At 50.9% G+C, this 18,384-nt stretch carries 16 protein-coding genes; 1 reads left to right on the top strand and 15 read right to left on the bottom strand.

Going from position 1 to position 18,384, the window contains the following annotated elements; all coding sequences use genetic code 11:
* Positions 1-42 precede the first annotated feature (42 nt).
* From QMG91_RS19515 to QMG91_RS19445, 15 genes are all read right to left on the bottom strand, one after another.
* Entirely contained in the window at positions 43-3,165 is a 3,123-nt protein-coding gene (locus QMG91_RS19515; RefSeq protein WP_281831561.1) for an efflux RND transporter permease subunit, read from the bottom strand.
* A 2-nt stretch (positions 3,166-3,167) separates the two neighbouring features.
* Positions 3,168-4,868, bottom strand: coding sequence for an efflux RND transporter periplasmic adaptor subunit (locus tag QMG91_RS19510; protein WP_281831559.1), 1,701 nt, complete (start codon positions 4,866-4,868; stop codon positions 3,168-3,170).
* Between the two features lie 12 nt (positions 4,869-4,880).
* Complete coding sequence (locus QMG91_RS19505) at positions 4,881-6,197, bottom strand: TolC family protein (RefSeq protein WP_409351281.1); 1,317 nt, start codon at positions 6,195-6,197, stop codon at positions 4,881-4,883.
* A 154-nt stretch (positions 6,198-6,351) separates the two neighbouring features.
* Positions 6,352-6,798, bottom strand: coding sequence for a hypothetical protein (locus QMG91_RS19500; RefSeq protein WP_281831556.1), 447 nt, complete (start codon positions 6,796-6,798; stop codon positions 6,352-6,354).
* A 113-nt stretch (positions 6,799-6,911) separates the two neighbouring features.
* On the bottom strand, positions 6,912-7,292 hold the full coding sequence (locus QMG91_RS19495) for a VOC family protein (protein ID WP_281831555.1): 381 nt from the start codon (positions 7,290-7,292) through the stop codon (positions 6,912-6,914).
* Between the two features lie 145 nt (positions 7,293-7,437).
* Positions 7,438-8,133, bottom strand: a complete 696-nt coding sequence (locus tag QMG91_RS19490; RefSeq protein ID WP_281831554.1) for an RraA family protein — start codon at positions 8,131-8,133, stop codon at positions 7,438-7,440.
* Positions 8,130-8,825, bottom strand: a complete 696-nt coding sequence (locus tag QMG91_RS19485) for an alpha/beta fold hydrolase (RefSeq protein WP_281831553.1) — start codon at positions 8,823-8,825, stop codon at positions 8,130-8,132. The genes QMG91_RS19490 and QMG91_RS19485 overlap by 4 nt, the downstream gene beginning before the upstream one ends.
* Positions 8,822-9,781 carry a cupin domain-containing protein gene (locus QMG91_RS19480; RefSeq protein ID WP_281831552.1) on the bottom strand — a complete coding sequence of 320 codons (960 nt, stop codon included), beginning with the start codon at positions 9,779-9,781 and terminating at the stop codon, positions 8,822-8,824. Before QMG91_RS19480 ends, QMG91_RS19485 begins: the two co-directional genes overlap by 4 nt.
* A gap of 137 nt (positions 9,782-9,918) precedes the next feature.
* Positions 9,919-10,887 (bottom strand): nuclear transport factor 2 family protein, encoded by a 969-nt coding sequence (locus QMG91_RS19475; protein WP_281832677.1) that lies wholly within the window; start codon positions 10,885-10,887, stop codon positions 9,919-9,921.
* Between the two features lie 3 nt (positions 10,888-10,890).
* On the bottom strand, positions 10,891-11,907 hold the full coding sequence (locus QMG91_RS19470; protein WP_004403802.1) for a LacI family DNA-binding transcriptional regulator: 1,017 nt from the start codon (positions 11,905-11,907) through the stop codon (positions 10,891-10,893).
* Complete coding sequence (locus QMG91_RS19465) at positions 11,907-12,674, bottom strand: SDR family NAD(P)-dependent oxidoreductase (RefSeq protein WP_281831551.1); 768 nt, start codon at positions 12,672-12,674, stop codon at positions 11,907-11,909. The genes QMG91_RS19470 and QMG91_RS19465 overlap by 1 nt, the downstream gene beginning before the upstream one ends.
* 1 nt (position 12,675) lies before the next feature.
* Positions 12,676-13,755 (bottom strand): ester cyclase, encoded by a 1,080-nt coding sequence (locus QMG91_RS19460; RefSeq protein ID WP_281870318.1) that lies wholly within the window; start codon positions 13,753-13,755, stop codon positions 12,676-12,678.
* Between the two features lie 18 nt (positions 13,756-13,773).
* Positions 13,774-15,084 carry a histidinol dehydrogenase gene (gene hisD, locus QMG91_RS19455; RefSeq protein WP_281831549.1) on the bottom strand — a complete coding sequence of 437 codons (1,311 nt, stop codon included), beginning with the start codon at positions 15,082-15,084 and terminating at the stop codon, positions 13,774-13,776.
* Between the two features lie 28 nt (positions 15,085-15,112).
* Positions 15,113-15,643, bottom strand: a complete 531-nt coding sequence (locus tag QMG91_RS19450; protein ID WP_004403813.1) for an ester cyclase — start codon at positions 15,641-15,643, stop codon at positions 15,113-15,115.
* Complete coding sequence (locus tag QMG91_RS19445) at positions 15,640-16,710, bottom strand: ABC transporter ATP-binding protein (protein WP_004403815.1); 1,071 nt, start codon at positions 16,708-16,710, stop codon at positions 15,640-15,642. Before QMG91_RS19445 ends, QMG91_RS19450 begins: the two co-directional genes overlap by 4 nt.
* Before the next feature lie 418 nt (positions 16,711-17,128).
* Here QMG91_RS19445 and QMG91_RS19440 point away from each other — a divergent pair, with 418 nt between their 5' ends.
* On the top strand, positions 17,129-18,370 hold the full coding sequence (locus tag QMG91_RS19440; RefSeq protein ID WP_281831548.1) for an ABC transporter substrate-binding protein: 1,242 nt from the start codon (positions 17,129-17,131) through the stop codon (positions 18,368-18,370).
* Positions 18,371-18,384 lie beyond the last annotated feature (14 nt).

The raw sequence follows: 18,384 nt of genomic DNA, 5'->3' as shown, positions 1-18,384 counted from the left end.
ATTTGAATTCAGGGTCAACCAGCGGGTAACCCTGATCTAGAGTTACTCGCGCACTTCGCGCTGTTTCCACAATTTGAAAATGGCAGGGAGCACCAACAAAGTCAGTAACAGTGCCGACGCCATACCACCGATCATAGGGGCAGCAATGCGCTGCATTACCTCAGAACCCGTACCATCACCGTACATGATTGGTATCAAACCAATAATCACCGTAAGAACCGTCATCATGACTGGGCGAACACGTAGCCCTGCCCCTTCACGAATGGCGTTGGTCAGGTCGTCTTTCGTCAATGCGGTGTCTGTTTCTGCTGCATCCAGCTTTTTGTAATGCCACGCTTGATTGAGGTAGACCAGCATGATGACCCCAATCTCAACCGCCACACCTGCCAAAGCGATAAACCCGACCCCAACCGCAATGGAGAAGTTGTAGCCGAGGTAGTGCATCAGCCATAAACCGCCAACCATGGCGAGTGGCAACGTCAGCATGATGATCAACACCTCACCGATACGTCGGAAGCTGAAATAGAGCAGCAGCATAATGATGGCAATGGTGATCGGTACGACGACACTTAAGCGCTCTTTCGCTCTCTCCATGTATTCGTACTGCCCCGACCAAGCCAGCGAATATCCGGCAGGAAGTAACAACTCGCTAGCCACAACTTTCTGCGCTTCGGCCACATAAGAGCCCAGATCACGACCTTCGATATCGACGAACACCCAGCCGTTCGGACGAGCGTTTTCCGTTTTGATCATCGGGGGACCGTCTTCATAACGAATGTCAGCGACATCAGCGAGGGCAATACGCGCACCGTTTGGTGTCACCAAAGGCAGGTTTTCCAACATCACCACAGAATTACGATACTCCTGTGGGTATCGAACGTTGATCGGATAGCGCTCGAGCCCTTCGATGGTTTCGCCTACGTTCATGCCCCCGACCGCCGTCGAGATCACTTGCTGAACGTCTTTAATGCTCAAACCATATCGGGCAGCCGAGCGGCGCTTGATGTCGATGGTGACATAGCGTCCACCCGCTACGCGTTCAGCGTAGACGGAAGCGGTGCCGTTAATGCCATTCAGAATCGGTTCGAGCTCTGCACCTATGGTTTCAATCACCTTAAGATCAGGACCCGCTATCTTGATACCAATCGGGGTTTTGATGCCCGTTGCCAGCATGTCGATGCGGGTTTTGATCGGCATAACCCAAGCGTTGGTTAAGCCGGGGAACTGAACCAGATTATCGAACTCTTTCCGCAAAGATTCAGATGTCACCCCTGCTCGCCATTCCGATTTGGGCTTAAGCTGAATAACGGTTTCGATCATCGTCAGCGGTGCGGGATCGGTAGCGGTTTCGGCACGCCCAATCTTGCCCCACACGGTGTGCACCTCAGGTACGGTTTTGATCAGCTTGTTGGTCTGCTGCAAGATTTCACGCGCTTTACCAATTGAAATGCCGGGATAGGTCGTCGGCATGTACATCAAATCGCCTTCATCCAGTGGTGGGATGAACTCGCTGCCCAATTTGCTGGTTGGGTAATAGGCAGAAGCCATCAGCGCAAGAGCTAAGACGATCATGGTTTTAGGAAAACGCAGGCTGACACTCAGCAGCGGTTTGTAGAGCGCCACCAGCCCTTTATTGACCGGATTGCGGTGCTCGGGCAGTACCTTTCCGCGAATGAAATAGCCCATAAGCACTGGCACCAGCGTAATCGCCAGCCCAGCCGAGGCTGCCATGGCGTAAGTTTTGGTGAACGCGAGGGGTGAGAACATTTTCCCTTCCTGCCCTTCTAAAGCGAACACGGGAACGAAGCTCAATGTGATGATGAGTAGCGAGAAAAACAGTGGCGCGCCCACCTCCTCCGCCGCTTTACCAATCACCTGCCAGCGGTTCTTATCGGTCAGGGGTGTACGCTCAATGTGCTTGTGCACGTTCTCGATCATGACGATGGCCCCATCCACCATGGCACCAATGGCGATCGCGATTCCCCCAAGCGACATGATGTTGGCGTTGATACCCTGCCAATGCATGACCATAAATGCAGCCAGTATCCCAACGGGTAAACTCAGCGCGATAACCAAAGAAGAACGGATGTGGAACAGGAACAGGGCACAGACAATCGCCACCACGATGAACTCTTCCGCCAGCTTCTTCCAAAGGTTTTCCACGGCCGCGTTGATCAGAGTAGAGCGATCGTACGTCGCCACAATCTCAACGCCCTCAGGCAAACTGCGTTGTAACTCGGTCAGCTTAGTTTTGACTTTGGCAATCACCTCACTGGCGTTCTCGCCAAAGCGCATCACGATCACACCGCCTACGGCTTCCCCTTCGCCATTGAACTCAGAAATGCCCCGACGCATTTGGGGTCCGAGGTTGATGTCTGCCACATCGCCAAGCAGCAGTGGCGTGCCTTTTTCGGTTACCTTTAACGGCAGCGACTGAATGTCTTCAATGCTGCTCAGATAACCCGTGGTACGTACCATGTGTTCGGCTTCTGCTACTTCAATCACCGACGCGCCAGTTTCCTGATTGCCGTTTTGAATCGCCATATTCACTTGCTGCAACGTCAGGTTGTAAGCCCGCAATTTGGCAGGGTCTATCTGGATTTGGTACTGCTTGACCATGCCGCCCACAGTAGCAACTTCCGATACGCCATCGACCGTTTGCAGCTCGTATTTCAAGAACCAGTCTTGCAGGCTGCGTAGTTGAGCCAGATCGTGCTGACCGGTTTTATCTTGCAGCACGTAACTGTAAACCCAACCGACTCCCGTGGCGTCTGGTCCCAACGTTGGCTTTGCATTCGCAGGCAAATTAGGGGCAACTTGACTGAGGTACTCCAACACCCGCGAACGTGCCCAGTACATGTCGGTATCGTCATTGAAGATGATGTAAACGTACGAATCTCCAAAGAAGGAGTAACCGCGCACAGTTTCGGCTCCGGGCACCGCTAACATGGCGGTTGTCAGCGGATAAGTCACCTGATCTTCGACCACTTGAGGTGCCTGACCGGGGTAACTGGTTTTGATGATCACCTGTACATCTGACAAATCCGGAATCGCATCCACAGGCGTGTTTTTCACGCTGTAAAGCCCACCAAGCACCAGAGCTAAGGTAGAAATCAGCACCAAGAATCGGTTGCTAATGGACCAGCGAATGATTGCATTTATCATACTCAGCCCTCAGCTTCTATTTGTTTAAGTCGATATTCGCTTCCTTGCTTTTCGACTAGAAATCGAACCTTTTGGGCTTCCTGAAATTCGGTAAGATCAATGCCTTCCTCAACCGTGAAATTCATCTCTCCTGCTTCCCAATTCCACTCGGCAACGGGTGAATGGCTTAAGGTGATCATCCCGAAATCTGCCATCAATAGAGTGACGTCTCCGGTTAACCAGACTTCACTCGCCAGAACGCTTTCCCCCACTTTGTAGTCCACAATTTCATATTGACCGGACTCGGTTTTCTGCATTTCAAAGTCGATGGCTTGTCCTTTGCCAAGCCCTTTCATTTCCACGTTTTCAGCAAAGGTGAAATTCATCACCATGCCTGGCCAGTTCCACTCAGGTACAGGCTGATGATTGATGGTCAGCATCCGGTGTCCTTCCATGACATCGGTGATTTCCCCTTTCGCCCAGACGGTCTCGGCATCTGCCTCCACTCCGTTGATGCGCGCCAGATCGGCGGTCTGGCTCGATTCAGAATCCAGCATGAAATGAGCAGAGGTAACGATTCGGTCTTCCGGCTTCAGCCCTTGCAGCACTTCCACTTTTTCACCCGCTTCACGCCCTACCTGAATACGGGCGGAGCGATATTTCCCTTCTCCTTCGGCAAGCACCACTCGGGTCATGCCACCAGAGCGAATCACCGACGATTTAGGAATCGTAAGCACTGATTCTTCACTGACGGGTTGTAAGGTGATATTGGCGAACATGTTGGGCTTCAAATCCCCATGAGGGTTGGGAAATTTCAGTCGGACACGAAGCGTACGGGTTTTAGGGTCAAGAATCGGGTAGATGTAATCCACCTCACCCTGCCACTCACTGCCCGGAACAGAATCCAGGGTCATCTTGGCGTTGCTGCCTGTGCTCACCCAGTGTGCCTGACGCTCAAACACTTCAGCATCGACCCACACGTTGTCGAGCGGTCCGGCACTGATCACCGCCTGAGAAGGCGATAAATACCCACCCTCTCGAATGTTTAGACTGGCTATCACGCCATCCGCAGGTGCTTTGATTTCGATGGTTTGCGACGCTCGACCGCGGCGGGTGATGGTTCGGATCTGGCTACGATCAACACCCAGCGTCAACAGGCGTTCGGTCGCCCCTTTCACCAAGCCCTTTCTCCCGGTCTGGTAAGCGCTGATCAGTTCTTCCTGTGCTTTAACCAGCTCAGGCGAATACAGGGTGAACAGTACGTCTCCCTCGTTGACTTTCTCCCCCACGGCGTTGATGAACAGCTTTTCTACCCAACCGGCAACACGCACATTGGTTTGCCAGAGTTGGCTTTCATCAAAGGCGATGTAACCCACGGTGTTGATTTTCGGTGCCAACGGCTCGCGACTGACCGAGGCGGTTTTCACCCCGAGATTGTTTTCGACCGATGGATCAATCTTGACCGTGCCCGGCTGATCGTTATCGCCATTCAAGTCTTCTGCGTAAACGGGAACAAGGTCCATTCCCATTGGTGATTTCCCCGGTTTGTCTCGTTGGTAATTCGGATCCATAGGTGCAACCCAGTACAAAGGTTCATTGGAGCTGTCTGCAGGGCTGGCAACAGCACCCATACTGTGGTTTTCACCTGCGACGTAGTGATTCACCCCATACCCCAGGGCTCCGCCTACCAAAAGTGCAACGGTGGCAACTTGCATTGTTTTCATTTGTTGTTTCCCTTATTGAATTGAGCGATAGGTGTGCGCGAGATCAGGCGAGTTGACCTGAAACTCAAAGGCGCCGAGCAGAGCCGCGAGATTGCTGTTGACGACATTCAGGTCAGTCAGCAACCGTTGCTGTTCAAGTTGGAGTGCCAGCTCATCGTTAGAGGCGGCAATCACATCGCTGAACTGGGCGGTATTGTTCTGATAACCCCGTTCTACCGCACGAATCCGCGCGTTGATTTGAGGCATAAGGGAAGACTGGTAACGCGCCAATCGCTGTTGCAGATTGATTCGGTCACTCAGAAGGGTGTTCACCTTGGCGTTCATTTGCTGAAGTAAGGTGTCTCTTTGAAGCTGCGCCGCTCCCACCTGATATTGAGCGGCAGACTTGTTTTTGTCCTGTCGGTTTTCCGTAAACAGAGGAATGTCTAATGTGAGGTACGCACTGACCAGATCCGATGCTGGCTCGCCGCGCATGTTGTTAGCTTGTCTGTGGGCGTACATCACCTCAATGCCAAACTGTGGCGTGTACGCCTGTTCGGCAATGTCCACCTGCGTTTTACTGACCTGAATCTGGCTGTCTGCCATTTTCACCATTGGGTGCAATCGCAGCGCGGTGTAATGTCTGGTGGCGTCAGGCGTTGAAGCAAGTACCCGCTCCAGTTTCAGCCAATTGCGCTGGTTAGACGCCTCCAGTTTACGCTGCGAAGAAGCGAAACTGTCTAGCCAGTCTGCACCCAGCCACTCGGACATCTGAGCCATCAGGCGACGCTGCATTTGCTGATTGGCTTCAAGTTTTTCATCCAGCTTAGCGACTTGAAGCTGGGCATCTAACCAGTCCTGCGCTTCGCTTTTCCCGTTGGAATAGTTGGTTTTGACAAAGCTTTCCAGCTCCGTCATCAGGCGTTTTTTCTCTCTTAGGATTTGCTCCGTTAACTGCTGATACCCAAGCTCTAACCAAAGGGTGGTCATGCTGTTGGCAATGTCCAGCTCTCTGGCTTCGACCTTAAGGTTCACTCCCTGCGCCTGCTGATTGGCTTTTTTCTGGTTGAGCTCTAGGGTTGAACCGCGCTCAAATTGCTGCATGACCCCGACCGACAGATTGGTCATCGGGTCTTGATCGAACTGAAAACTGTCGATGGGCAAACCGCCAAATCCGACTTTGACTTTTGGGTCCATCAAGGTGGCGCTGGCCACGCCCATCTCGCGCATGGCAACGGACTGAGCGTAGAACTGCTTTCTGGCAGCGTCTTGTTCTATGGCGGCATGAATCAATTGCATCAAGGGTTCATAACGTGCCACTTGAGTCGATCCAGCTTGCTTGGGCGTTATCGATGAAGACTCGGAAGCACCCACCCATAAAGGCGTTGCAGCCAAGCTTACACCGACAACCAGTGAGAGCTTTCTAAATTGTATTGTCACTGTGTATATCCAAAATCTGGGCGCAATGCGCCAATAAATCGGGCTTCATTCAGAAGCGGTGAAATCAGAAAATGGATTCAGTGATTGGGGGTCGGAAAAGGGATTGAGTGCGAGAAAGTGCATCACCGATAGTGATGGAAGCGATTGGGGCAAGGGCAAAATCTGCCACATTCATCGCGCTACGAGTAAGCAAAGGCACAAAAGTGACACCACACACAGCGGCACAACAGGTATGTCCTTCATGGGATGCGGAAGAACAAGCGTCTGACGCGTTGTTTTTGCCGCTATCCACCATCAATGAATGGATGGGTCTGTCTGGGGAATGCGATTTGTGAGCAGATGGGTTATCTGCCATAAGAGAGGAACTGGCATGACAGGGAGAAACATTACTTTCAATCTGATGTTCCGCCATTGTCATCATCATAACAGGGGCACTGGTGACAAACCCTGAAAACAACAAGGCAACAATGCTGAGCATTGTAATCCAGGTTGTTTTTAATCGTCTGTTCATAGCGCACCTTTAAGTCAATCGCATCCCGACTCTAAACCTTACCCTAGGGGTAAGGTCAACAGATTCTTATAAGGATAGCAGCCTGACTCAACATCTTGATTTCTTTCTCAGTACTAGCTTGGTTTTGCGAAAGCCAGAATGTGACCATCTATATCCTTGCTGTATCCAACCAGAGCCCCCCAATCCCTTTCTTGAACAGGGCTGAGTTCTGTCGCTCCGTGCTTTAAGCTGCGTTGATGGTATTCAAATGGGTCATCCACAATCAGATACAACTCGGAATTTGGATTGTCGCATGCCTGATCGGGTGAAGTAAGGTGAGGACCTAGCAGTCGGCTTATCCCCTCATAAGGCATCAATCCAAGTTTCGAACCCTGATCTAACTGAAACTCAGTCATACCCGGAACGTTGATCACTGGGCTGGACAGGAGAACACGTTCGTAAAATCGGGTGCTTGCTTCCTGATCCAGTACGTAAAAAATGAAATGTGAAATCATAGCCCCTCCAACTTAAACAATGCGACCTGTAAAAACCAAGTCACATTGTCTCATTGGAGAACCTCTCAGAAAGTTACTGAGCGGTCATTTACGGAGAAAAGATAAAACTTTCACATACTCTATCTAACGTCTGAGGCGGGGGTTATTAAGTCCGAACTCGCTCAAACTCTGCCCATGCTTTTTCAAACGCTTCAAAATCGAAGTTGTCCTGTTTAGTGGCTTTCAAAACGATTTGCTCGTTAGCCAGCAAGGTGGTGATCGCGGTTTCTAAGCTAGGTAAAACCTCATTTGGAATCACCAGTGCGCCGTGGCGATCCGCATGAATCAGCTCGCCCGGTTCCACATTTAACCCCATCACATTGACAGGCTGATCGATGGTTTTTACGTGCACAAACCCATGGCTTGGACCAATAGAACCCGCGAGCACAGGGAAATTTTCCGGCAGGTCATCCAGATCGCGCATCACACCGTTTGTGACCACACCACTCATCCCAAACCCTTTATGAATATTGGTGTTCAGCTCTCCCCAATAAGCACCAATCGCATTGGGGAAATCGATATCCTCTAGTACAGCGACAGAAGGGAATGGGGACTCCGACATATAACGATAATACGCCATGCGCCTTTCCCGAATCACATCAGCGGATTCCTGAGCTGGTTCTAGCGCAGCAATTTGGGCTGTTTTCGCGTAACCCACCATTGCCCCGCACCTAGTGTCTGAAATCAGCATGGTCTGCTTGGTAAAGCGGTCGAATCCGCGTTTACCCTGCGCCACTTCGATGGCATTGCACACCGTGGGCGTATCTACACGTTGTAGTAGCTTTAATAAAGACTCGTTCATGATTCTAACCACGCGCGCAAAGCGGCGTTTGTCGCCTCCGGTTGCTCTAAAGTTGTCAGGTGTCCCGCTTTGGGGATCAGGGTAAGTGTGGCATGAGGAATTAGCGCTTTCATGCATTCGTGTCTGTCTAACGGGCAGAGCTGATCGTCTTCCCCAGCCAGAATCAGGGTCGGCTGAGTGACGGTGGCCAGCGTTTGTTGCTGATCAGGGCGCTCCCGCAACGCCAGCGACTGACGAACAAACACTTCGTCCCCCAACCCATTTGCCATATCCAGGCAAAGTTTATCGATACTGGGATTAGGGAAATCTCGGTGGCAATATCTTGGGATCATCTCCTCACTCATAACATTCAGCATCTCGCCTTTTGCAACGCGATCCAGCTGCCTTGCTCGCCCTTGCTTCACTTCGTCCAGCTCTGCCCGGGGATTCGTGTCTAGTAGCGCCAGACGCTCAATGCGTTTGGGCTGCTGCCTGAAGACTTCCATGGCAACGATGCCACCCATCGACAATCCCGCCAGCGCAAAAGTGGAAGGCGCTTTTTCAAGCACCTTCTCCGCCAGTTCTTGCATGCTGTAAGCTTGCGTTACAGGCAAAACAATAACCTGTCGTTCAGAGCTGAACTCCGCCACCTGAGCATCAAACAACCGCTCGTCGCACATCATGCCAGGCAGCAATACCAGCGGCGTATTCATCGTTTGGGAGTCCATGTTGGTCCGGCACTATCGAGTGTCTTGCTGATTCGGTACAAACTTGCGTCGCCAGACGCAGTCACCGAAAGTGAGTAGTCACTACCAGCAGGCATCCAGATGGTGTCACCCGGATTTAAAATGACGGCGTCTTGCCCCCACTGAACTTGCCAATGACCGTACATCACCATCAAAACCTGATCCTGCTCTGCGTGATACGACTCTGCTTGCGGCGTATTGTGGTTAAAGAAATCGACTTCAAAACCCGGCTTATCGACGATAAGGGCATTTTCACCGATCACACTGCATGGCTTATCGTTTGCCAGAGCCATCATGTCGAGGTAGCGTGCCACGTATTTCGGGACAACTTCGCTAACACTTGGCTGACCAATCTGGTCAAGTTCTTCTTGAGTCAGCACAGGCATCTCTTTCACGCCTTCAGGGAGGTTCTCTCCTTTTTTGGTGTCGTAAAGCCTGCCGGTTTCACTCAGTTTTAAACCATGCGCGACTGCATCTCTTAACACCTGAGGTGCCCATACAACGCCACCGCCAGCATCATCGCCACCCAGAATGGACATGATCATACCGTAATCGGTCCCTACGTTTTCAAAACCGCGGAAAACGTGCGTTGGGATATTGAAGATGTCGCCTTCCGATAAAGTCACTTCTCCGGCTTTACCATCGTGCCCCCAGAAGAAACGCCAGCGACCTTTCAACACGAAAAAGACTTCTGCCGTGTGGTGATAATGCAATGAGTTAAAGCACTTTGGCGGTTGACCTGCTGCTCCAATATTGAAGCCCGGCGTGGCAGTAATATGTACATGCTGGTCAGGGCTCTCCGAGACTCCCCCGCCAATAATCGTGAAGTTTTCTTTTTGTGATGAACCGGGTGTATGAGCATCAATAAATGCCGTGCGACAGGGTTTGAGTTCCCCAAATCGCACCCATTGTGGGCTTTCCATTCTCGTTATCTCCTTTGGATTCCAACACGCGGACAAGTACTAAGCTGCCTTGCGTCCGTCATGTCAGTAATAAGCGAAATTCATCGGGTTGAGCGGCTTGAACACCCAATCCCGATCCTGCAACTCACTAGACTGAGTTACCCTGTATGCAGAGCGATTTGTTTCCAGACGGAGGTCTCGTCAAATACAACAAACTCGCGTCGAATGCCCCAAGGGCCAAACTCGACATGAGCGACTGCCATGACATAAACATCAGCTCCTGTTGGTGCGCCAAATCGCCCCCACCCATCATGCTTTCCTTGCAATGAGAACCGAATGGCGGCTCTCGGTGGCATCATTGGATCTTCGCGTCCAATTTGGTGTTCTATGGTAAATTCTGCGTTCGGGAAGCTGGCTCGTAACCCTTGCCAGAAGGCTTCAATCCCAGCCCAAGAGTGGATGGTTTCACCACATGGGTATTCCCCCGTACAAGCGCGATCGTATTCATTTCGAATGCAGGCAATATCAGCATTCATAATGCGCTTGAGCACATCGGCGTACTGTTTGCCGTAGGCGTTGTCGTTTCCTGTGCCTTGGTACGGTCCTTTCTTGTCTTGTGCCGGAGTAAAGGGCACTGTGCACGCTTGTGACCCTCCCTCATTTTCAATCTGAGTGAGAGCGTATTGCTTTGGGTCCCAGCCCATCTGCTTAACGATGGCACCCAGATCCCGAATCAGCCATTCGTCATTGATCTGATTGTTGATGGCGTGACAATCGGCGATCACTCGGTACTTGAGTGGTGCGCCTGTGGCGTTACCGAAAATACCGTCTCCTAAATGTGTCGCGGTGGACAGGATCCGATGGGAAGACAACATGCCCGTTTCAGGCGTACCACTCCATATCACGTCTTCCCCCAGCAGTTGCCTGTCTGGAAATTCATGCAATGTCGATAAGGTGGCAGCAATGACCCCTTCATTTCCCACTGAAATGCTGGCAGGTGTGCGAACGATAATATCGGGTGAGTAGTAATGCTCTAGCGTCGCAATCCCTCTGTCTTCCCAAATCTCTTTGGTGATGGACAGAATGTAATCGGGGAAGTCCTGAAACTTGCTGTCGAATCCTTTCATCATCTAGTTAATGTCCTTTGGCAATTTGGCTGAGCCTCGGATCACGAGTGGTGACCCAATGGCAATTTTCTGGGGTGACGCGCTGTCACCATCAATTTGTTGAAGCAAAATTCGTATGGTTTCACTGACCATGGCGTCCGCTTGCTGGCTCAGTGTCGTCAGGTTATAACTCGGCCAGCTTGCAGCAGGAACATTGTCGTACCCCACGACTGACACGTCCTCTGGCACCTTGATGTTCAGCTCGAAGCGCAAGGTGTCCATAACCGCAAGTGCCATGTGATCATTGGCGATAAACAGCGCATCAGGCGGATCGTTTCGGAACATCTTTCGGGTGGCCTCTTTGGCTTTTTCCATCGAAAAATCCCCGACTTCTCTGGCATGTAGCTCAAACCCCTCTTGCGATAAACCGGCTTTGAAGCCCAGTTCGCGATCGCGCTGAGTAGACGCGCCTTCCCAACCCGCAATGTAACCAAATTTCTTATGACCACCCCGAATCAGGAACTGAGCGGCTTTCAGACCACCAACAAAGTTGTCTGAGGTCACAGCAGAAAAATCCCCTTCTTCCTGAGAACGGTTGAACAACACAATCGGCACGTTGGCCTGACGGCACCGCTCGGCGAGCTCTGAAGTCATGGCTACTGAGGCCGCGATAATGCCATCAACCTGATAATCCAGAATCTCTTCCACCACAGAATCGATGGAGTCTGCTGTCTTGGATGCCATAAACATCAGAACGTGGTAGCCCTGTTCTTGCAGAGAATTGGAGAGTTTTTCTAAGGCATCGGGGTAAAACTGGTTATCCAGATACGCCACAATTAAACCTATGATTCGGCTTTTTCCTGATACCATGGCACGTGCCAGCGAATTGGGGCGATACCCAAGCTCATCCGCGGCTTTCTTTACTTTGTCCATGGTTTTCTGTGAAACCGATGCGCCGGGCGTGAATACACGGCTCACCGCAGACTGGCTGACACCAGCGTGTTTGGCGACATCGGTTGAAGTGACTTTTTCATTTGCCATTATTCTGCCGTCCAACCTCCGTCCACACGCAGCGAAGTACCGGTGATCATGGCGGACGCATCACTGGCAAGGAACACCACCGCGCCCATCACATCTTCGACTTCTCCTACTCTTCCAATGTGGATTTTGCTCTCAATCCAAACTCGGAGTTCAGGGTTCTCAAACGTGCTTTTTGTTAATTCGGTTTTGATGAAAGTCGGGCAAATGGTATTGACCCGAACCTGGTGCTTACCCCACTCGATGGCCATGGCTTTGGTAAAGCCTTCCACCGCGTGCTTTGAGGCACAGTAGACAGCGCGCTCCAACCCACCAACGTGCGCCATCTGGCTTGATATGGTAATGAGGCTTCCACCTCGGTTGGCATCAATCAGCTTTTTCGCCACTGCCTGGCATAAGAAATATGCCCCTTTCACGTTCACATTCATCACGGCGTCGTAGTCGTCAGGCTGAGTCGATAACGCATCGGAATGACGAGCCAACCCAGCGGAGTTCACCAACACATCAAACGCGTCTTGCTGATCGATCAGTGCCTGAGTGCTTTCAATATCCGCAACATCCATTTGCAGGACATCGACCAGCCATTGCTGGCGTTCAAACTGCTGCTTAGCGTCTTCAAGCAAATCCGCTCTGCGCGCTGCAAGCGTAACGTGAGCCCCAGCTTCTGCTAATGCAGCAGCGCAACCCAATCCAATGCCCGACGATGCGCCGCAAATCAAAGCTCGCTTACCTGTTAAATCGAATCCGGGTGAAGTTGGAAGAATTTTCATGTCACACTCCCTGTGGTAGTTGGATATCGCCAATCACACGAGCTTTATTGAATTCTTTCATTCTGGCAATTACATCAATACCGAGTTGTGAATAGACGTCGATTAAGTCCACCAGTACCCAGTTTTCCCGAATTTTTCCGTCTTCCAGTCGCCAGAAGTCCAGACTGCGTAGGGTGATTTTCTTCCCAGATGGGGCGATGCCTAGCCAGCCTCCGTGCGTCAGTGTCTGGCACATATTGGGCCAGCCTGTCACCGCGACGTATTCACCAGAGGCAAAAAAGTGTGTTTGGATTTCCTCTTCATGCTGACCGCGATCAGGCATGGCATTGAGAAATGGTATTTGGTGCCAGTGTCGAAAGCCCGCAATGCCCCGACAGGTGCCGATGCCAGCTGGACCATACCAGCTCAGGTTTTGGTGCCAGAATCGATCCATCGCCATCACTTCAGGTCCACCCTGACTCGGATAACGCTGCAAGTGTTCCAGCATATCCAAAACGTGTTGACGGCTTAACTCTGATTTCTGCGATGTTTCTGATTTCCGCGAAGAAGCGCTCCATTTACTTTCGATACCGTCGCAGGTTGCAGGTGCTGGCACTAAACCTTCTCGCCCTAATGACGGCACCAGCGGCCAGGCATTGGCTTGCATCATGAGTTCTGGAATGTCCCAGATGATTTGCGCTTCGACGATGGCATCGTCTTCCATTCGGTAAAATTCGTGGAACCGCATATGGGCAAAGTGCCCTGTTGCCGGAATGTCCAGCCAAGGTCTGATAAAGGTGCCACAGTAATAACCGGCACATCCTATCCATCCATTTTGGTCAGCATCTTTACCCGATATAACGATGTAGTCACGCCGCTCTAAATCCGGCATCGAATCAGCAAGTGAAGTGACACAAGTGTCGAACCAATCTACAGCCGAATGGTAATCCCCAAATGGCGCGCACATGTGAAACGTGGCGTCGGAAGCAAAAACAGAGCCCATCTGCATTCGGGCTGAGGCGATATCTCCCTTATAAAGAGACTGTCGCCATTGCGCTAGCTGGCTGAATAACTGCTCTGTTGATTGCGGGGATTCTGACATTGCCATCTCCATCAACCGTTATTGCGCTGGTTGTCCGTAGGGCACGTCTTTATTGCCGTAGCGACGTACTCGCAAGTTGCACTGCTCGGCATGACCAACAAACCCTTCCAGAATACAGAGCCTAGAGCCGTATTCACCTATTTGAGTGGCGGCTTCATCGGTTGTCACTTTCTGGTAGCTGTGAGTTTTTAAATACTTACCTACCCACAACCCGCCAGTGTAGCGACCCGCTTTTTGGGTTGGCAGAGTGTGGTTGGTGCCAATCACCTTGTCGCCATTGGCAACATTGGTTCTTGCTCCCAAGAACAAACCGCCGTAGCAGGTCATGTTTTCTAGGAACCAGTCGTCGCGATCCGTCATTACCTGCACGTGCTCGTACGCTTTGTCTTCCGAGACTTGCAGCATTTCTTCGTAACTGTCGCAGAAGATGATTTCACCATAATCTTCCCAACTGGCAGACGCCGTTTCCGCCGTCGGCAGAATCTTAAGGATGCGTTCAATTTCTGCCATGGTGTCTTCTGCCAGTTTTCGGCTGTTGGTCACCAATGCCGCAGGGGAGTTAAAACCGTGCTCCGCCTGACCTAACAAGTCTGTGGCACACATTTCTGCATCAACAGTGTCGTCAGCAATCACCATGGTTTCAGTTGGTCCGGCAAACAGGTCGATGCCCACTCGTCCGAAAAGCTGACGTTTGGCTTCTGCCACAAAGGCATTGCCGGGTCCCACCAACAAATGAACGGGATCGATGGTGTCGGTACCAATAGCCATGGCGCCCACAGCCTGAATGCCGCCAATCACGTAAATTTCATCGGCACCACCGATGTGCATAGCCGCTACAACCGCGGGGTTCGGCTCCCCTTTAAAAGGAGGAGTGCAGGCAACAATGCGGGGAACCCCTGCCACTTTGGCAGTGGCTACCGACATGTGCGCCGAAGCCACCATCGGGAATTTGCCACCCGGGACATAGCAGCCAACGCTCTGCACCGGAATGTGCTTGTGGCCCAGAACCACTCCGGGCAACGTCTCCACTTCGATGTCTTGCATGGAGTCACGTTGTTCTTTGGCAAAGTTGACCACTTGATCGTGTGCAAATTGAATATCCGCCAAATCCCGCTCAGGCACTTTGGCAATCAGAGCTTGGATCTGTTCTTCAGAGAGTCGGAATGAGTCTGGGGAATAGCTATCGAATTTTTCCGACAGTTCACGTACCGCTTTGTCGCCTTCGCTCTCAATGTACACCAGTGTATCGGCGACCACAGAGGCAACCTTGGCGTTATCTGACGCTTTGTCCTGCTCTGGTTTGCTGCTTTTTAAATATTCAATTGTCATGATTTCCATTCATCCTGTTTGATTGCTTCTATCGCTGTGGTCTTGGTGGGGTTCGTTCGCCCCGGTCATAGGCTTCCCAGCCTTCACCGTTGAAGACGTCCACTCCTAACTGTGCGAGTACATGGGGAAAGTCCACCATGACCCAGTTGTCGACAATTTTTCCGTCCTGCACTTTCCAGAAATCCATATAGCGGATTTCCACTTTTTTCCCTGTAGGGGCAACGCCCATAAACTCGCCGCTGTGGGTGGCTTCCTGTCGACCAAATGCTGCTGCCCATTCCCCCATATACAAACGCGCTTCATCGACACACGATTTGTCGGAAAATGCCGCTTGAAAAGGTCGCTGCCAGTTTTCCTGAAACTCTTGCAGCCCGTTTTTTCTTCCACATCCTTGATTGCCTAACCAACGAAACTGCTGAGAGAAAAACTGACCTATGTCGTCAATTCGGTGATCGTTTAACCCGTCAACCATGCCTTCGATCACCGCTCGGGTTTCGTCGGTTTTGCTCATATCGGTATCGCGGGATAATTCAGCTTGCTGAGGTCTTGAACCTTTCATGATGCCTCCGCCAAAACAGGGGAAATTCGCGCTCCGGTCTGTGCATCAAACAGGTGACATGAAGCAATGGGAATGTGTGCCGAAAAGGGCTGACCAATATCGATTCTGAAATCTTTGTCCGCCTTGATTGCGACAAACGCATGACCAACTTTGGCGGTGATCATGGTGGCGTCACCCAGAAGCTCCATGGAATACACATCAGCCTGAACCTGAGCAGACTCCCCGCTCAAACTGGCGTCCTCCGCTCTGAAACCTAATGTGACCTTGCCAGACAACGAAGCATCCAGACCAGAAATGGTGATCCCCTCAGCTTCGAATGTGCCGTCGGTAATCGTACCTTCCACTAAGTTCATTGCCGGGGAGCCAATAAAGCTCGCCACAAAGGTATTGGCAGGGTTGTTGTAAATCTCGGTTGGGGAACCCACTTGCTGAACCACCCCTTTGTTCATGACGACAACACGATCGGCCAGAGTCATGGCTTCGATTTGATCGTGTGTCACGTAAATCGTGGTGACTTTGAGCTCGTGTGTCAGGTTCTTGATTTGCGCTCGGGTTGAGACACGCAATTTTGCGTCGAGGTTAGATAAGGGTTCATCCATTAAAAAGACATTCGGCTCACGCACAATCGCCCGTGCTAAAGCCACACGCTGACGCTGACCGCCTGACAACTCTGAAGGTTTGCGATGCAAGAACTCATTCAGCTCGACCATCTCTGCGGCTTTCATGACTTTTTCATCGTGGGTTTCTGGGTCGATCTTACGTACCTTGAGCGGAAACCGGATGTTTTCATACACCGTCATATTCGGATACAACGCATAGCTCTGGAACACCATGGCGACGTCTCGATCCTTTGGTTCAAGCTCGTTCACCACTTTTCCGTCAATCAGAATTTCGCCATCAGAAACGCTTTCAAGCCCTGCGATGATTCTCATGGTGGTGGTTTTTCCACAACCGGAGGGACCAAGCAAAACCAGGAACTCCTGATCGGAGATCGTCAAATCAAAGTCGTTGACCCCGATAAATCCGCCCCAACGCTTATTGACGTGTCGTAGTTGTATTTCCGCCATGAAATGTCCTTTTTCAAATTTTGGGTACGTATTCAAAATTATCAGACGACTTTTTAATCAACAAGGTCACAATTTAAGCAAATTAGAAGATGATCACACTAATAACAATTCAATCAAAAAGTGTGAAAAACCGGATATTTTCAATAATTCAAAGAGTTACAGCGATACTCAAAACACTTAGAAATAAAAATAAATTATTTATATTCATATAGTTAAATCAATAAATACAATTTATTCACAAATAAAATACAAATCTTGATCAAACGTAACTTTAAAGCATAGGATTTTTGCATACGTTCCCATTTTTTAGGAAAAGGGCAAGGAAGCGCTGCTGAGTTATCCAAGTCGTTTAACGGCGAAATCAGCCGCCTGTCGTGGTATTGCCCACTTGATGCTGCCAGCTAAAGGAGTAGAAAACATGGCAAATGTAACTCAATGGGCGTTGCGTGCTGCTGCCACCGTCGCCATCGCCAGCGCAAGCAATGTGTACGCGAGTTGTGGAGTAGAGTCGGGTAAAGTAAGCATTCTTTCCAACGACTTCCCTGCATTGCACGCCGTGGCCAACATGGCAGAAACGTGCGCCAGCGATAAAGTCACGGTGACCAAAAACCAGACGAAAGACCACCGCAATCTTCAGGTAGCGGCACTCAAAGCCAACCCCGCGAAGTATTCAAGCGCTATCGTTTCCACCAGCTCGATTGTTCCGTTGCTCAACGAAGGCTTGGTTCGTCCATTGGATGATTTAGTGGCTAAATACGGTGCCAGCCTACAACCTTCTCAGTTGATTCGTGTGGATGGCAAAGTCATGGCTGTGGCATTCATGGCGAACAGTCAGCATCTCTTCTACCGCGAAGACATCCTTAAACTGGCTGGCGTAGAGCCTCCGACAACCTATGAAGAGCTGATTGCTGCGGCGAAAGTCATTCGCGACAAAGGCATCATGTCTAACCCTATTGCCCTGAACACCAAAACTGGCTGGAACCTCGGTGAGGAGTTCATCAATATGTACAGCGCAACGGGCGGTGAATTCTTTAAAGGCAACAGCGCACAGCCCAATATCAACAACCCGATGGGGGTGAAAGCACTGAATACGCTCAAAGCCCTGACGGAACTGTCTAACCCAGACTATCTGACGTTTGATTCCAACGTGACACAGTCGTTATGGGAAGACGGAAAGGTGGCGTTTGCCGTGATGTGGGGATCACGCGGCAGTGCCATCTTAGACGATGAAGGCTCTGAGCCAGACATTGTGGCTTCTACTCGTTTAGTCAGTACCCCATCGCTGGAAAAAGGCGGTTTACCTGCCACCACATTATGGTGGGATGGCTGGACGGTCTCTAAGAATCTTTCAGACGCAGATGCAGAAGCGACATTCAAAGTGATGGTTAAAGCAACTTCAACGGAAATGATGAAAGCCAACAGCGAAAAAGCGGTTTGGCTTATTGAAGGCTATCAGCCTAACGATGCGGCTAAAGGGGTGATCGACTCTGTGCAAAACAAAGCGCGCCCATACCCAATGCTGCCTTATATGGGGTCTCTTCACTCCGCACTTGGTTCTGAACTGTCCGACTTCCTGCAAGGCAAAGAGTCCGCAGAACAGGCATTGAAAGATGCCGAAGCCGCTTATACCGCGTCTGCGAAAGAACAGGGCTTCTTGTAATTCACTTCTCCCAC

Origin of the sequence: Vibrio nigripulchritudo (assembly GCF_027924785.1) — a bacterium.
GTDB classification, from domain to species: Bacteria; Pseudomonadota; Gammaproteobacteria; order Enterobacterales; family Vibrionaceae; genus Vibrio; species Vibrio nigripulchritudo.
The sequence above is the reverse complement of the archived record's forward strand: the minus strand, read 5'-3'. Positions and strand labels throughout refer to the sequence as shown.

What these genes read in the sequence shown, in the direction of transcription:
- QMG91_RS19450 (WP_004403813.1), bottom strand. Translation starts at nt 15,643, where the DNA reads ATGAAAGGTTCAAGACCTCAGCAAGCTGAATTATCCCGCGATACCGAT.
- QMG91_RS19475 (WP_281832677.1), bottom strand. Translation starts at nt 10,887, where the DNA reads ATGAAAGGATTCGACAGCAAGTTTCAGGACTTCCCCGATTACATTCTG.
- QMG91_RS19460 (WP_281870318.1), bottom strand. Translation starts at nt 13,755, where the DNA reads ATGTCAGAATCCCCGCAATCAACAGAGCAGTTATTCAGCCAGCTAGCG.
- QMG91_RS19490 (WP_281831554.1), bottom strand. Translation starts at nt 8,133, where the DNA reads ATGAACGAGTCTTTATTAAAGCTACTACAACGTGTAGATACGCCCACG.
- QMG91_RS19485 (WP_281831553.1), bottom strand. Translation starts at nt 8,825, where the DNA reads ATGAATACGCCGCTGGTATTGCTGCCTGGCATGATGTGCGACGAGCGG.
- QMG91_RS19470 (WP_004403802.1), bottom strand. Translation starts at nt 11,907, where the DNA reads ATGGCAAATGAAAAAGTCACTTCAACCGATGTCGCCAAACACGCTGGT.
- QMG91_RS19510 (WP_281831559.1), bottom strand. Translation starts at nt 4,868, where the DNA reads ATGAAAACAATGCAAGTTGCCACCGTTGCACTTTTGGTAGGCGGAGCC.
- QMG91_RS19445 (WP_004403815.1), bottom strand. Translation starts at nt 16,710, where the DNA reads ATGGCGGAAATACAACTACGACACGTCAATAAGCGTTGGGGCGGATTT.
- QMG91_RS19500 (WP_281831556.1), bottom strand. Translation starts at nt 6,798, where the DNA reads ATGAACAGACGATTAAAAACAACCTGGATTACAATGCTCAGCATTGTT.
- QMG91_RS19495 (WP_281831555.1), bottom strand. Translation starts at nt 7,292, where the DNA reads ATGATTTCACATTTCATTTTTTACGTACTGGATCAGGAAGCAAGCACC.
- QMG91_RS19440 (WP_281831548.1), top strand. Translation starts at nt 17,129, where the DNA reads ATGGCAAATGTAACTCAATGGGCGTTGCGTGCTGCTGCCACCGTCGCC.
- QMG91_RS19465 (WP_281831551.1), bottom strand. Translation starts at nt 12,674, where the DNA reads ATGAAAATTCTTCCAACTTCACCCGGATTCGATTTAACAGGTAAGCGA.
- hisD (WP_281831549.1), bottom strand. Translation starts at nt 15,084, where the DNA reads ATGACAATTGAATATTTAAAAAGCAGCAAACCAGAGCAGGACAAAGCG.
- QMG91_RS19480 (WP_281831552.1), bottom strand. Translation starts at nt 9,781, where the DNA reads ATGGAAAGCCCACAATGGGTGCGATTTGGGGAACTCAAACCCTGTCGC.
- QMG91_RS19515 (WP_281831561.1), bottom strand. Translation starts at nt 3,165, where the DNA reads ATGATAAATGCAATCATTCGCTGGTCCATTAGCAACCGATTCTTGGTG.